This window comes from Metabacillus rhizosphaerae (assembly GCF_037201795.1).
GTDB classification, from domain to species: domain Bacteria; phylum Bacillota; class Bacilli; order Bacillales; family Bacillaceae; genus Metabacillus; species Metabacillus rhizosphaerae.
In genome coordinates this window covers 4,272,845-4,288,207 of sequence record NZ_CP147403.1, presented here as the reverse complement: position 1 = coordinate 4,288,207, position 15,363 = coordinate 4,272,845, and the positions used below count along the sequence as shown (strand labels likewise).

The 15,363-nt window shown below is 34.7% G+C and carries 15 protein-coding genes; 13 read left to right on the top strand and 2 right to left on the bottom strand.

What is annotated here, in order from left to right; translation table 11 throughout:
* The first annotated feature begins 110 nt into the window (after positions 1-110).
* From WCV66_RS20840 to WCV66_RS20795, 10 genes are all read left to right on the top strand, one after another.
* Complete coding sequence (locus tag WCV66_RS20840) at positions 111-779, top strand: Yip1 family protein (protein WP_066330662.1); 669 nt, start codon at positions 111-113, stop codon at positions 777-779.
* Positions 779-1,897: an efflux RND transporter periplasmic adaptor subunit gene (locus WCV66_RS20835; RefSeq protein ID WP_338786714.1), complete on the top strand. Its 1,119-nt coding sequence runs from the start codon at positions 779-781 to the stop codon at positions 1,895-1,897. Before WCV66_RS20840 ends, WCV66_RS20835 begins: the two co-directional genes overlap by 1 nt.
* Positions 1,894-2,574 (top strand): ABC transporter ATP-binding protein, encoded by a 681-nt coding sequence (locus tag WCV66_RS20830; RefSeq protein WP_338786713.1) that lies wholly within the window; start codon positions 1,894-1,896, stop codon positions 2,572-2,574. The genes WCV66_RS20835 and WCV66_RS20830 overlap by 4 nt, the downstream gene beginning before the upstream one ends.
* 3 nt (positions 2,575-2,577) lie before the next feature.
* Positions 2,578-3,771: an ABC transporter permease gene (locus WCV66_RS20825; RefSeq protein ID WP_338786712.1), complete on the top strand. Its 1,194-nt coding sequence runs from the start codon at positions 2,578-2,580 to the stop codon at positions 3,769-3,771.
* 293 nt (positions 3,772-4,064) lie between these two features.
* Positions 4,065-4,820 (top strand): DeoR/GlpR family DNA-binding transcription regulator, encoded by a 756-nt coding sequence (locus WCV66_RS20820; protein WP_066330658.1) that lies wholly within the window; start codon positions 4,065-4,067, stop codon positions 4,818-4,820.
* A complete protein-coding gene (gene pfkB, locus WCV66_RS20815) occupies positions 4,817-5,743 on the top strand; it encodes a 1-phosphofructokinase (RefSeq protein ID WP_338786711.1) in 927 nt (308 codons plus the stop codon). The genes WCV66_RS20820 and pfkB overlap by 4 nt, the downstream gene beginning before the upstream one ends.
* A complete protein-coding gene (locus tag WCV66_RS20810) occupies positions 5,740-7,599 on the top strand; it encodes a PTS fructose transporter subunit IIABC (protein WP_066330651.1) in 1,860 nt (619 codons plus the stop codon). The genes pfkB and WCV66_RS20810 overlap by 4 nt, the downstream gene beginning before the upstream one ends.
* A gap of 194 nt (positions 7,600-7,793) precedes the next feature.
* Entirely contained in the window at positions 7,794-8,219 is a 426-nt protein-coding gene (locus WCV66_RS20805; RefSeq protein ID WP_066330648.1) for an organic hydroperoxide resistance protein, read from the top strand.
* A 500-nt stretch (positions 8,220-8,719) separates the two neighbouring features.
* Positions 8,720-9,280, top strand: a complete 561-nt coding sequence (gene lepB / locus WCV66_RS20800) for a signal peptidase I (RefSeq protein ID WP_066330643.1) — start codon at positions 8,720-8,722, stop codon at positions 9,278-9,280.
* Positions 9,281-9,505: 225 nt separating this feature from the next.
* Positions 9,506-10,456, top strand: coding sequence for a DUF4349 domain-containing protein (locus WCV66_RS20795; protein ID WP_338786709.1), 951 nt, complete (start codon positions 9,506-9,508; stop codon positions 10,454-10,456).
* Positions 10,457-10,464: 8 nt separating this feature from the next.
* Here WCV66_RS20795 and WCV66_RS20790 read toward each other — a convergent pair whose 3' ends face one another.
* A complete protein-coding gene (locus WCV66_RS20790; protein WP_338786708.1) occupies positions 10,465-10,725 on the bottom strand; it encodes a hypothetical protein in 261 nt (86 codons plus the stop codon).
* A 272-nt stretch (positions 10,726-10,997) separates the two neighbouring features.
* On the opposite strand from WCV66_RS20790, the gene WCV66_RS20785 reads away from it, so the two are divergent.
* Both WCV66_RS20785 and WCV66_RS20780 read left to right on the top strand, forming a co-directional pair.
* Entirely contained in the window at positions 10,998-11,489 is a 492-nt protein-coding gene (locus WCV66_RS20785) for a DinB family protein (protein ID WP_066330635.1), read from the top strand.
* A 46-nt stretch (positions 11,490-11,535) separates the two neighbouring features.
* On the top strand, positions 11,536-12,465 hold the full coding sequence (locus WCV66_RS20780; RefSeq protein WP_338786706.1) for an aminoglycoside phosphotransferase family protein: 930 nt from the start codon (positions 11,536-11,538) through the stop codon (positions 12,463-12,465).
* 154 nt (positions 12,466-12,619) lie between these two features.
* On the opposite strand, the gene WCV66_RS20775 is transcribed toward WCV66_RS20780, so the two are convergent.
* Positions 12,620-14,062 carry a carbon starvation protein A gene (locus WCV66_RS20775; RefSeq protein ID WP_338786705.1) on the bottom strand — a complete coding sequence of 481 codons (1,443 nt, stop codon included), beginning with the start codon at positions 14,060-14,062 and terminating at the stop codon, positions 12,620-12,622.
* Positions 14,063-14,574: 512 nt separating this feature from the next.
* Between WCV66_RS20775 and WCV66_RS20770 the strand changes: the two genes are divergently transcribed.
* The gene (locus WCV66_RS20770) at positions 14,575-15,339 is read left to right on the top strand and encodes a CPBP family intramembrane glutamic endopeptidase (protein ID WP_338789509.1); all 765 of its coding nucleotides are present in this window, start codon (positions 14,575-14,577) and stop codon (positions 15,337-15,339) included.
* Positions 15,340-15,363 lie beyond the last annotated feature (24 nt).

The following is a 15,363-nucleotide window of genomic DNA, read 5'->3' as shown; positions in this document are numbered from 1 at the left end:
TGTTACCCGAGAGGATAATGTCTTTTTTTATTTAAAAATAATAATTTACGAAACTATTTCCATTCTTTTACGTATAAGTAAATGAATACATAATATGGAGGTTGATTACTATGGAACAAGAAACTATTCAAAAGAAAAAGCCGTCAATATTCGGTATGATTTTTAGTCCAGGTGTACAATTTGAGAGAATAAGAGAGAAGCCGGTTATTTGGGTTCCTTTAATTCTTTTTACAGTACTAATGACAATTGTAACAGCAATCACTGCATTAAATGTTGATTATACAGCAGTACCTGGAATGGAGATGTCCCCAGAAGAACTGGAAATGGCTAAAATCTTTGGAATTGCTGGGGCAGCAGTAGTTGGATTTTTCGTTACACCTATAACTTATCTGTTTTTTGCTTTAATTTTTTGGGCGATTGCTAAGATCGCAAAGTCGGATGCTACATTTAAGCAAATGCTCTCTTTCTCAATTTTCATTGGGTTTATTTCGATAATTGGTCAGATACTTAATCAACTGATTATCTTGGTAATTGATGGCGATCCAACAATTATGCTGACAAGTGTAAACAGCTTTGTAGGAGCAGATGGAATCTTAGGTGCAGTTCTTAGTACAATTGAAGTTTTTACAATTTGGTATTATATTCTTTTAACAATGGGTCTTGTTATAGTAGGAAAGCTATCTAAACCAGCTGCAACGATCATTACAATTGTCTTCTTTATTTTAGGGCTCATCTTTGCTGCAGTAGGTGGAGCATTTGAAGGAATGACACAATTATAATGAAGAAAAAAGTCTGGATCTCAATAGGTGTCATTCTATTAATTCTTGTATTAGTTGGAGTAAATGTTATTAAAGCCTTGAATAAAGAAAATCTCGCAGTTGAAACAGTGAGTGTTGAGGAACGTGAAATAACCGGGAATGTTATGGTTCCCGGAACTCTTTCTTTAAGTCAGGAAGACTTTGTATACTTAGATCCTGAAAATGGTGAAGTGTCAGAGATTCTTGTAAAAGCAGGGGATAAGGTAGAAGAAGGAACCCCTCTGTTACGATATGAAAATGAGCAACTGCAATTAGAAAAAGAGCAAAATGCGCTTTCAATTGAATCATCATATTTACGAATAAATCAAATAAAAGAACAAATTGATGACTTAGATGATAAAGAGGACGACTTGGAAAAACAGGTCGGCAAGAAAGAAGCAAAAAAACAGATTGATGCTGAACGAGATCAATTAGAAATTGATATAAAAGTTGCTGATATTGAAGCAAGGCAGGTTCTTCTTCAAAAAGAAACGCTTGAAAAGAAGTTAAACCTGTTAGAGGTAAAAAGTGAAATGGCTGGAATTGTGCTATCGATAGATGAGAATGCTGTTAAGGGTATAACACAAACGCCAATTTTACACATTGGAAAAACAGATGAATATGTTGTAAAAGGGTTTATTTCAGAATACGATTCATTAAAAATTGACGCAAAACAACCAGTTATACTCAGATCTGACGTTATTCCTGATAAAGAATGGAAGGGTACAGTTACAAAAGTAAGTCTATTGCCTGAACAGACTGAAAATGGAATGGGGACTGAGGATGCAGCTGTCCAATATCCAATAGAAGTATCTATTGTAGCTAAGGATATTGAAGCAAAGCCTGGATTTAAGCTGATTATGGAAATTGAAACAGAAAAACGTCATGTACAAGCAATTCCTTTAGAAGCTGTGAAGCAGGATGGTGAAGAGTATTATGTGTTTGTTTTCAAAGATGGAAAAGCTATCCGTAAAGAAGTGAAAATGGGAGTGACAAGTGAAGAATTTATGGAGCTAAAATCAGGTCTAGAAAAAGGAGAAGAGGTTATTATCAATCCTCCGGATCAGCTTCAAAATGATATGGAAGTGAGTGTAAAATGATCGAGCTTACTACTATCACGAAAAGCTACAAAGTTGGTGTTGAAACATTAGTTGTATTAAAAGATATAAACCTAACAATCCATAATGGAGAGTTTGTGGCAATAATGGGGCCTTCAGGATCGGGGAAATCAACCTTAATGAACGTGATTGGTTGTCTAGATAATCCTACATCCGGTACATATTTACTTAGTAACGAAGACATTTCTACCTACAAGGATGAGGAATTAGCAAAAGTTCGAAATCTATCAATTGGGTTTGTCTTTCAGCAATTTCAGTTATTACCTCGTTTAACAGCATTGAAAAATGTGGAGCTTCCAATGATCTATGCAGGCTTAGGAAGGAAGGAACGTGAAGAAAGAGCAAAACATGCACTTGATAAGGTTGGTTTATCTGATAGAGTAAATCATTTACCTAATGAGCTATCAGGAGGACAAAAACAACGTGTTGCCATAGCAAGATCAATCGTAAATGAACCCAAAATTATTTTAGCTGACGAGCCAACAGGTGCACTAGATAGTAAAACAAGTATTTCCATTATGGAGCAATTTACAGAGTTAAATAAGGAAGGCACAACAGTTATTCTTGTTACACATGAGCAAGAGGTAGCTGATTATGCCAAGCGAATTATAACGGTTAGGGATGGAAGCATTCTCTCCGATGAAGAGCGGGGGAGATAAGATATGAGTTTACTAGAAAATATGAAGATGGCCCTTAGCTCTGTGTTAGCTCATAAATTGAGATCGATCCTGACGATGTTAGGGATTATTATTGGAGTGGCATCAGTCATATTGGTTGTAGCCATTGGTCAGGGTGGAGAGCAATTATTAAAAACATCGATTACAGGGCCTGGCAACACAATTGAGGTTTACTATGAACCTAGTGAAGAGGAAATAATGTCAAACCCAAATGCTTATATGAACGCTGCTTTTACTCAGGAGGATGTCAATTCATTAAGCAGTATACCTGAAGTGAAAAAAGTTGTGGCTTCATCAACTGAATTTTTCCCTACACGTTACCGTGAGGAAACATTAGAAACAAGTTTGTATGGTGTTAACCAAGCTTATATAGAAGTGAATGAATTAAGGATAAAGTCAGGTAGAAATCTTATGGAAGCTGATTTTATAGGTGGTACACGTGTAGGGGTTATTAGTGATGAATTGAAGAAAGAAATGTTTGCCGAAAAAAATCCAGTAGGAGAAGTTATTTGGATCAAAGGCCAGCCAATTGAAATAGTTGGCGTGTTAGATAAGCCAACAGGTTTATTCGCCTTTGGAGCAATGGAAGTATATATACCTTGGAATACGTTTCGTGCATCCTTCGGTAAAAATGATTATAATCAAATCACTCTTCAAGCAATTAATGCAGATGTTATGAAGGAAGCCGGAGAAAAAGCAACTCAACTTTTAAATGCCTCACATAATACTGATGAGTCCTATAAGGTATTTAATATGGAAGAAATGGCAGCAGGAATTAGCCAAATTACAACGATTATGACATTAATTATCGGTTCAATAGCTGGAATTTCCCTGGTTGTTGGAGGTATTGGTGTCATGAACATCATGCTTGTATCTGTTACAGAACGAACAAGGGAGATTGGCATAAGAAAAGCATTAGGGGCAACAAAGAGACAAATTTTAACTCAATTTCTCATTGAATCCGTTACTTTAACATTAATAGGTGGAGTATTTGGTATTATTCTTGGTGCTGTTGCTGCAAATATCGTTTCAATATTTGCAGGTTGGCCACCGCTTATTTCATGGCAAGTTGTTGTTGGGGGATTATTATTCTCCATGCTAATCGGTGTTGTGTTTGGCTTGCTTCCTGCAAATAAAGCTGCTCGCTTGAGTCCGATTGAATCCTTAAGATATGAATAAAGATGGAAAGGAAATCTCCTTTTGGATCAACTAATTTTTTAGTAGTTGAATCTGAGAGGAGATTTTTTATATACAGGATATTTTTGATAAGGAAAATTGAACAATATTTTTGCTTCTATAAAAAATAGAAGTTATTAACAAGCTAAAAAGTAGGAATTAAAAGAAAAATAGTTATATATGACTGGATTTTGATAGATTTTGAAATTTTGTGATTGATTTTGACTAAAATCGACAGTATAATAAGTGTGTAAGGCAACTTGTATTCGCTTACAATCGGTAGGAGGTGATAAGTATTGTTAACTCCTGAACGTCATCGAATTATTTTGGATGTATTAAAAGATAAACAATCAGTGAAAATTCAGGAACTTGTCGATCTGACAAACTCTTCTGAATCAACGATTAGACGTGATTTAACTCAATTAGAGGAAGAAAAATATTTAAAAAGAATTCATGGTGGAGCAGCACTGCTGCAAGGTAAGCTTAGTGAACCAAATATTATTGAGAAATCAGCCAAAAACCTTCATCAAAAGAAATTAATTGCAAAAGAAGCCGCTTCATCCATTGAAGAAGGTGATTGCATTTTCTTGGATGCAGGGACAACTACTTTACAAATGGTTGAATATCTTCCAACTGAAAAGGAACTTGTCGTTGTAACAAATGGGCTTACAATTATTGAACCACTTATGAAAAAAGGATTAAAAACCTACTTAATTGGCGGTTTCTTAAAACCAATAACAGGTGCCATGATTGGTCGTGGTGCATTAACATCATTAGAACAATACCGCTTTGATAAATGTTTTTTGGGTGTAAATGGAATTCATCATGAATTAGGTTATACAACCCCAGATCCAGAGGAAGCAGCATTGAAATTGACAGCTCTTCGCTTATCACGTGAAAAATATGTATTAGCTGATCATACAAAATTTGGAGAGATTGCTTTTTCAAAAATTGCACATCTATCTGAAGCAAAAATTATAACAGGTTATGTGGATGAAGACGTACTACATCAATATGGAAAAAATACAGCAATAAAGGTCGTGAAAGAATGATTTATACCGTGACATTAAACCCATCAGTTGATTACATCGTAGAAGTTGAACAATTCGAACTAGGTTCTTTGAACCGAACAGTTGCAGATACAAAGTTTCCTGGTGGGAAAGGGATTAATGTATCACGCGTAATGAAACGATTAGCAGTCGAGTCAAACGCATTAGGTTTTATCGGAGGCTTTACAGGTAAGTTTGTTGAGGATTTTTTAAATCTTGAAAAAATTCCCAGCAATTTCGTAAAGGTTTCTGGTGATACACGAATTAATATTAAATTAAAGACTGAAGTGGAAAGTGAGATCAATGGTATAGGTCCGAATATTTCTGAGGACCAACTAACTGAATTCTTTGAAATTTTTCAAAAGATGACGAGGGAAGACATTGTCGTGTTGGCTGGAAGTATTCCTGGAACATTACCTTCATCCATTTATAAAGAGATAATTGCAGTCTGCAAAGAAAAAGAGATTAAAGTTGTGGCTGATGTTTCCGGTGATGCTCTTAAAGAGGTTATTTCTGAAAAGCCGTATCTTATTAAACCTAATCACCATGAGCTTGGAGAACTGTTCAATACAGAAATTCAATCTGTAGAAGAAGCTCTTGTTTATGGAAAGAAACTAGTAAAACAAGGTGTAAAGCATGTGATTGTTTCGCTTGCTGAAAAGGGTGCATTGCTTATCACAGAAAATAATAGCTATGTAGCAAATGTACCTAAAGGTAAGGTATTAAATTCAGTTGGCGCAGGAGATTCGGTTGTTGGCGGATTCATTAGTGCTATTTCAAAAGATTATTCTATAGAAGAAGCGTTCAAAATTGGAGTAGCAGCGGGAAGTGCAACTGCATTTTCAATGGAGCTTTGTACAAAACAAAAGATAGAAGAGTTATTACCTTATATTGAAGTTAATGAGGTAAAGGGGGAAGAAAGATGAGGATTACAGAGCTATTAACAAAAGAAACCATTAAGCTAGAACTTCTGGCAACATCAAAGGGGAATGCTGTTTCAGAGTTAGTTGATGTATTAGATAGAGCTGGTAAGCTTTCAGACAAAGCAGCTTACGAGCGTGCAGTCTTAGATCGTGAACAGCAAAGTACCACTGGGATTGGTGATGGAATTGCAATTCCACATGCCAAGACGAATGCAGTAAAGCATCCAGCAATTGTCTTCGGACGATCAAAAGCAGGTGTTGATTATGAAGCACTTGATGGTCAACCAAGTTATTTGTTTTTTATGATAGCAGCATCAGAAGGTGCTAATAATACACATTTGGAAGCTTTATCTAAACTTTCATCTATTTTGATGAAACAGGAAGTAAGAGAAAAACTATTAACTGCAAATTCGGCAGATGAAGTTTTAGCAGTTATAGATCAATATGATGTACAGGATGAAGCCGAAGAAGTAAAAGGCTCAATAGCGGGCAATATCTTAGCGGTAACTGCATGTCCAACAGGAATTGCTCATACCTATATGGCAGCAGATTCGTTAAAAGAAAAAGCAAAAGAAATGAATGTTTCTATTAAGGTTGAAACTAATGGTTCAGGCGGGGCGAAAAATGTCTTAACTGCTGCTGAAATTGAAGAAGCCACAGCGATCATTGTTGCAGCGGACAAGCAAGTAGAAATGGAACGTTTTAAAGGCAAACATGTCATTATTGTTCCAGTTGCAGAGGGAATTAGAAAACCGAAAGAATTAATAGAACGTGCGCTAAAACAAGATGCCACTATTTATCAAGGTAGTGGTGAGGGAAGAAAAGAAGATCAAAATGGAGGAAGAACAGGGTTTTATAAACATTTAATGAATGGTGTTTCAAATATGCTACCCTTTGTTGTAGGTGGTGGGATACTAATTGCGATCTCATTTATGTTTGGTATACATGCATCAGATCCAAATCACGAAACATATAATGCATTTGCTGAGGCTTTAAGCACAATTGGTGGTGGTAATGCTTTTGGACTTATGATTCCAGTATTAGCGGGTTTTATTGCTTTAAGTATTGCTGATCGCCCAGGTCTAGCGCCAGGTATGGTCGGTGGGTTTATGGCAGCGCAAGGTGGAGCAGGGTTCTTAGGTGGTTTGATTGCAGGATTTTTAGCAGGTTATATTGTAGTTCTTCTAAAGAAACTATTATCTGGTATGCCAGCATCATTGGAAGGTATAAAGCCAGTCCTTTTATATCCAGTATTAAGTATTTTTAGTGTTGGAATGATTATGTTCTTTGTTGTAAATAAACCTGTAAGTGCATTAAACGGACTAATTAGTGAATTTTTAGGTGGTTTAGGTACAGGTAATTTAGTTCTTCTTGGTTTGTTACTTGGTGGTATGATGGCAATTGATATGGGCGGTCCTATTAACAAAGCTGCCTTTACATTTGGTATTGCGATGATTGATTCGGGGAATTTTGCACCACACGCTGCTGTTATGGCAGGGGGAATGGTACCTCCATTAGGAATTGCTCTTGCAACAACATTATTCCGTAGTAAATTTACAAAACGTGAGCGTGAAGCAGGTATTACATGCTACATTATGGGGGCATCATTTATCACAGAAGGTGCAATTCCATTTGCAGCAAGTGATCCAGCTCGTGTTATTCCTTCAGTTGTGACAGGCTCAGCTGTTGCTGGTGCATTAGCAATGTTCTTTGGAAATGGTTTACGTGCACCACACGGTGGGGCATTCGTAATTCCATTAGTAGAAGGAAATCCACTTCTTTACTTATTAGCAATTGTAATTGGTGCTGTAATCACTGCAATCATGCTAGGATTACTAAAAAAACCTGTTAGTGAATAACTGAATCGTAACTATTCAAAGTTGACTAATGACAAAGCATAACGCTTCGTTATAGTCAGCTTTTTTTATGTGATAATATTTAATGGATTAGAAACTGTGGATAAGGGTAAAGTTTAATAGAATGAAGAATTAAATCTTATTGACGTGTGTACCTAAATTGAATGAAAGCAAAATATGAAGAAAGGGTTGATATCATGACAAAACCACTATTTACAGCAACAGTATCAGCAGTTGGAGGTAGAGAAGGAAGTGTAAAGTCTTCTGATGGGAACATTAATTTAGATATAGCAATGCCTGGAACTCCTAGAGCAAAGGAATTACCAGAAGCAACTAATCCTGAACAACTTTTTGCAGCTGGCTATTCTGCATGTTTTGATGGGGCATTACAACTTATGGCGAAAAAAGCCAAAGTACAATTTGAATCAGAAGTTACTGCTAATGTTAGTTTGTTGAAAGATGAAGGAGATCAAGGGTATAAATTGGCTGTTTCTTTGCAAGTGAAAGGGACAGGTATTGAAAAGGAAAAGTTGGAAGAGCTAGTCCATAAGGCACACGATTTCTGTCCTTATTCAAAAGCAACAAGAGGAAATATAGATGTTACACTTGAAATAATAGAATAAGAAGAAAGGATAACTCAAAAACCAGACCCTTCCAAAACCATTTTATAGTCTCTAGTGAAAAATAAAGATACTATATACAATTTTATATTTCATTGGTTCTGGCAATTTTGAGTTATCCTTATTTTTATGAAGTGAGACCTTAGAGAGATTATTTCTCATTATATTATACAAACTTTGAGTTTTAGGTTTATTTAATTTTCTACCATAATAAATGCTGAGACTAATAATCTATGGTGTTAGGAAAATCGTTAGTAAAAACCAATAATCTAGGAACTAAAAAATACGAAAAGAGCGACAATCCCCGATAATATGTAGACCTCTCAGTCCGTTGAAAATATACTCCATTATTTTTATTCCTGCTTTCATAAGTTATATTTCCTACTATTCATTACCCTTTTGAAGGTTAATTGCAAAAAGATAAAGGATTTTTTTATTTTTTAGCAAATAATTAGTATTAATAGGTATAATGGAAAAAGAGCAATAAAATAGGAGGCCACATCATGTCGCAAACTGAAACAGAAACGTCAAAATCAAAGATCTGGGAATGGACAAAAGCAATCATTCTTGCAGTAGGCCTTGCAATGATTATTCGTTTCTTTTTATTTGAACCATATCTCGTAGAAGGATCTTCAATGGATCCAACATTAAAGGATGGAGATCGTCTTTTTGTAAATAAGACCCTACAATTTATCGGAGAAATTGAAAAAGGGGATATTGTTATTATTGATGGGAAAGAAGAAAACATTCGTTATGTTAAAAGAATTATCGGATTACCTGGAGATAAAGTTAGTGCAGAGAATGGTAGTGTATATGTTAATGGAAAAAAGATTGAAGAGCCTTATTTAGAGAGTAACGAAGAGGATGCAGAACAAATGGGAATGCTTCTAACAAATGATTTTGAGGAGATAGTAGTCCCAGAAGGAAGTTATTTTGTCATGGGTGATAATCGCCTTAATAGCATGGATAGCCGCAATGGTCTTGGTTTGATTGAGTCAGATCGAATTTTGGGGAAATCGGAATTTATTTTTTTCCCTTTTAGTCATTTAAGTAAAATAGAATAACCATCAAAAAGTCGATCTAAAATAGGTCGGCTTTTTATTATGTAGTAAAAAGCAGGTACTATATGTATGGGGCAAAAAGATGATATTTGTTATTGAAATTGGCGTGTATTTGTTTTCCTATTTTACATATTTATGTAACATTTTATTTTGTAAAACGACTACTCTCATGAAGATAAAAGAGCCAAAGCTTTCCTAATAGTAAAAAAACGTAAAGGGTGTGTCGAGATGAAAAAGTTGCTTTTGATCGGTATAGCACTTTTAATTGCAGGGATTATTAGTGGGTGTAGTAGTTCTGGTGAAGAATCTAGACAAGCAGACAAAGCAGTAGACGAAATTGAGAATAAAAGTAGCATAGCTGAAGGAGGAGAGCAAACTACAGAATTAGCTAATGAAGAAGTCACTGAGAAGTCTGAAGAAGATGCAAATAAACCTTCGAATCAGGATTCGAGTAATTCAGATGATCGCATGGTTATTTATACGGCTAATCTTTCAATTCGAGTAAAAAGCTATCAGGAGACACTTAACCTTGTTCAACAGCAGCTTGCATCCTCAAATGGATATATCGTTGAATCAAGTTCATATTCAGTAGGTGAGGCGGATTCCCTTGAAGGAACAATTACAGTCCGAGTTCCTCAAGATAAATTTGATTCATTTTTAAAATCTGTAGAAAATGAAAGTACAAAAGTAGTCGATCGTTCGATTTCTGGTCAAGATGTAACGGAGGAATATGTAGATTTGGAATCGCGGATCACATCAAAAAAAGTCGTTGAGAAGCGATTATTGGATTTTATGGAAAAGGCGGAAAAAACCGAGGATTTATTAAAAATTTCAGCAGATTTGGCCGTTGTTCAAGAGGAGATTGAACAAATTAAAGGTAGAATGAATTACTTGAACAATAAGGTTGACTTAGCTACTGTAACGATTCATGTGGTAGAAGATAAAGTGAATATTCCAGCACTAGGCAATGATGACTTAAACACGTGGGAGAAAACAAAGGAACAATTTATGAACAGTGTAAATTTTGTCTTAAAAACATGCTCAGCAGTCATCATATTTATCATAGGTAGTCTACCGGTATTACTAGTTTTAGGTGGCCTTCTTTTCATCATGATACTGATTATAAGAAAAAGACGAAAACACAATCAAGGAAAACCACCTACAAAGCCAGAAGAGTAAACGGCATTTTATGTCACAAGTATCGTTAAAATAAGCATTGTAATAAATACTGTTCCAATTATGGAGAGGACACTTATTAAAACAGACATTTTTTTATTATCAAGATGATAGCGTGGAAGGATTTTTTTAGTAGAAAAATTGATGATAATGTAAAGAATAATGACCCCAATAATAAAAGTAAGACCATTTGAACGGAAGCCCAGAAAGGCAAAATAGGCTCCAGAACAGAAAATTAATAAACAATATTCGATTAGAGTATGTAACTTCATGTTGTATGCTCCTTTTCTAGTAGTTAGGAAATTATAATAATTTTTTGTAATATGGATAAGCGGACGCTTGGGCTTTAGTACATGTTAGCTCATTTTATCACAAAAATAGCAATTGGTTTAAATATGTTTCTTTTTAGGAAGTAAATATTCAAGAACAATATGTCCGAATATAATTGTAAGGAAATGTTAATGTTGTATAAAGGATAATTATCATTAATATCGAAATAGGTACGTATGAACCTTTAAAAAAGTTAGAAAGGAAGTAAACCTTGATGAATGCTATTAATAAAATGACAGATTTATTATTTGAAGAACTAGAACTTGCTGTTAAAACATCGATTAATCTAATACTAAAGATTGAAAATAGCCAATGGAATTATCGACCGAAGGAAAATATGAGATCTTTAGTAGAGTTGGTCCATCACTTAGTATCGATACCACTTTCAGATTTAACATGTTTAATGGAAGAAAAAAGTGAGAACGAATACAGAAAAATAGAATTGAACATAGAAGAAATAAAAGACCAAGAGAAATTAGGAACTCAAATGCAGCATAATTTTGAAAAGTTGAAGGATTATATACACGCTTTGAGTGATGAAGATTTAATGAATAAAATAACAAAACCATTTTATTTTGAACAAGGTGGTCATACACAAATAAAATGGTTAATGGAAATTGTGACCCACACGTATCATCATCGAGCACAGCTATTTAACTATTTGAAGCAGTTAGATCATGATATTAATATGTTTGATTTGTATTAACTCCATGTAAAAGCATTGCCAACTAATTTAAGTAAGGGTGACACTAGTGATATATTTGCCAGAGAAGTTTGTACAAACCATAAAATCTGTTCATAGAGAACACGGACAGAAGTGGTTGGATAACTTTAATGATTTAGTCAAGTATTGTGAAGAAAGATGGAGTATTCAAATTCAGGCACCCTATGAGTTATCATATAACTTTGTGGCTCCAGCAATCACACTGGATGGAAGCCAAGTTGTTATTAAACTAGTGGTACTAGGTGATGGAGGGTTTCAAAAAGAAATTGAAGCGCTTAAACAGTTTAATGGTAATGGCATAGCACGACTACTTGACTATGAAACAGAAAAAGGGATTATGATTTTGGAAAAGGTATTACCAGGAGAAAAGTTATCCTTGCTATCCAATGACGATGAATCAACGATTATTATGTCACAAGTTATGAAAAACTTATGGACAATTGCTCCAGTAAATTCATGTATCCCAACGATTTTTCAAAGGGAAGAGGCCTTTAAACAAATACGCAAAGAGCATAAAAACGGAATAGGTCCTCTATCAAAAGAGATGCTTATAGAAGCGGAAGAAATATTTTCTAGGTTAACAAGTACAATTAAAGACCTATATCTTCTTCATGGAGATTTTCATCATTACAATGTTTTATCTGCTAAAAGTAATACTTGGGTAGCAATTGATCCAAAGGGCTTAATTGGTGAGCGCGAATATGATGTCATTCAATTCCTCCTGAATAAATTACCTGTTGATAAAATCGCCGATGTAATAGAAAGACGGATTGATATATTAGTAGATCAATTAGATTTGAATAAAGAAAGAGTTTTACTGTGGGGTTATTGTCATTCCATTTTAAGTTTATTTTGGCATATTGAAGACTTTGGTGTACCTGATGAAACGACATTAAAAGTGATAACATCATTTAAGAAATTACATAATGAATTGTCTGTGAAAACGTTGGAATTTTAGACAAAACTTATTTAGAGATGTTATGAAATATAATTGAAACAAGTAAAGAACAGGGATATCCATGCTCTTTTACTTGTTTTTATTTATGAGTTTTAAAAATGAGTTTTCAACAAATACACAACCTCGTCTTTTTTGCTTATCGTCGCTTAAAATTTTAAGCGGCAATATTCGCATCATCATCAAGCTGTAATTTGTTTGCTCTTGCTTTAATTGCAGCCTTGTAGAACAGTGCAATAATTAATGCTGTGGCAATACTAGCGCCAATGTAAGAGATGTTCATTGGTAAGCCAAATCCAATTGCTGCATTTAAAATATATGTCGTTGTTGCCATTGTCATAAAGATTCCAGGAATCATGGCTATCCAGTAATTTTTCTTTGCGATAAATAAATACATCGCCCCAACCCATAATGCAATAACTGCTGTTGATTGGTTTGCCCAAGAGAAATATCGCCATAAAAGTGTAAAGTCAATATTAGTTAATCCATATGAAATAATGAACAATGGTACTGCAATCCATAATCGGCTCATTAGTTTTGTCTGTGAGATGTTTAAATAATCAGCAATAATCATCCGTGCACTTCTAAATGCGGTGTCACCAGATGTAATTGGTAATACGATCACTCCAAGTACTGCGAGTGTACCACCGATTGCCCCTAGCATAGCAGTAGATGCTTCACTTACGATTGCTGCAGGGCCACCATTTGCTAAAATATCTGCTAAGCCATTATAACCATCAAATAAGCTCATTGCTGCTGCAGCCCAGATCATCGCAATAATCCCTTCTGCAATCATCATTCCGTAGAAAATAAAACGCCCTTGTGACTCATTTTGTGTTGTACGAGAAATAATTGGTGTTTGTGTTGCATGGAAACCAGATAAAGCACCACAAGAAATCGTTAAAAATAATAGCGGGAAGATTGGCGCTTTGTCAGGATGCATATTTTGTAAAGTTAATTCAGGAATTGGTGCACCTGTTATAACTAATGATGCGCCAACTCCAATTGCACTGATTAATAGTAATGCACCAAAGATTGGGTATAATCGGCCAATGATTTGGTCGATTGGCAATAGTGTAGCCAAAATATAATAGATAAATATTGCTGCAATAATAACACCAAATGATACCCAGTCTGGAGTAATACCAGCCAAAAGATCGGCAGGTGCAGTTACGAAAACTGTACCTACTAAAAGTAATAATAAAATGGCGAAAGCATTCACTACGTGCTTCATAGTTTTCCCTAAAAATTTACCAGCAAGCTCTGGTAAATGGGCACCGCGGTTACGAATGGAAATCATGCCTGTTAAGTAATCATGAACTGCTCCAGCAAATATACAACCAATTACAATCCAAATAAATGCTGCAGGTCCATACAATGCCCCCATAATTGGTCCGAAAATTGGCCCAACACCAGCAATATTTAATAACTGAATTAATGAGTTTCGCTTTTTACCCATAGGTAAATAATCAACATTATCTCGTTTAGAAAAAGCTGGAGTTTGTCTAGCTTCCTTTACTCCGAAAACCTTCTCAACGAAACGGCCATAAATAAAATAACCTACAATAAGAAGTAATATTCCACCAATAAATGTATACACGAAGTAACCTCCTTAGGATTTTGAATACGCTTACATTAATCTTAACAAGAAACGATAAGCTAGGGGGCTTTTTTTGTGTAACATGTTGAAAATGGATAGTAAGATGCAGAAAATCACTTTCAAGATACAAAGATCTTGTTGAATTCTAAATCTATCATGGGGTGATCAGAAGTTATTCTTACTTTCTTGTGAAAATTGGTGTATTCTTATTGATTATAATGTTAAAATCTGTTAAAAATTACTAGGTAGGGAGTATGTAAGAATAACAGAAAGGTTTATTACCGTGGTGGTAGCATAGTAAATAAGATTAATAAAATTTTATCCTTTATTATTTTGGGGATATCAATCTATTTGTTCATTAATTTTTCTAAACTGTTAGAGGAGTGTTTTTATGAATCCTAATTTTATTTCAATTGCTAAAGGGAAAAACACGCATTGGCGATATTTTTTGGTCACTATTGGTTATTTTAGCGTTTATGTTTGTGGTGGGTACAATTGCGTATTTGATAGCAGTGCTATCAACCGCACTTATTGAACCAGATATTGTTGATTTTGAAGAGATGATGATATCTGATCCACTCGTTGATTTTTATTTATATCATATAGTTAACATCCTGACTGTTATAGGTATGTGGATTGCAGCAAGAACGATCCTTAAAAGAAAGCTAATTTCCTTTATTACACCAAATGAAAGGATAAACTGGTCGAAAATTTTTTATGGTTTTTTCATTGCTCTTTTCTTATTTGCACTTTTTGCATTGTTAGATTATATTATTTTTCCGAATGACTATGTCTTAAATGATTTTAATGGAACTCGTTTTGCTTGGCTAGTTGTCGCATCAATATTATTAGTTCCTATTCAAACGACCTCAGAAGAATTGTTCTTTAGAGGGTTTTTATTACAATGGGCTGGTAAAATAACAAAAAATCCAATTATCTTAATGCTTATTATTGGAGGCATCTTTGGGGGGTTGCACTTTGGCAACCCTGAAATGGAACATGGAGCATTTTGGGTGGCGATTGATTATTTAGCAATGGGATTTATTTGGACATATATTTCAATAAAAACGAATAGTTCAGAATACTCTATCGGTGCACATGCAGCAAATAATATGTTTTTATGTATTTTTCTTACGATGGAAGATACAGTAGTTGGTGATATTCCATCATTATTTGTTATCACAAATGTAAATGCAATGCTCTCAGCGATTACTACTGTTACAACAGGAATAATCTTTTTATTTATTGTCATGAGAAAGTATAGGAAAGAGAAATAATAGAAAAATCAATGCAACCCAATG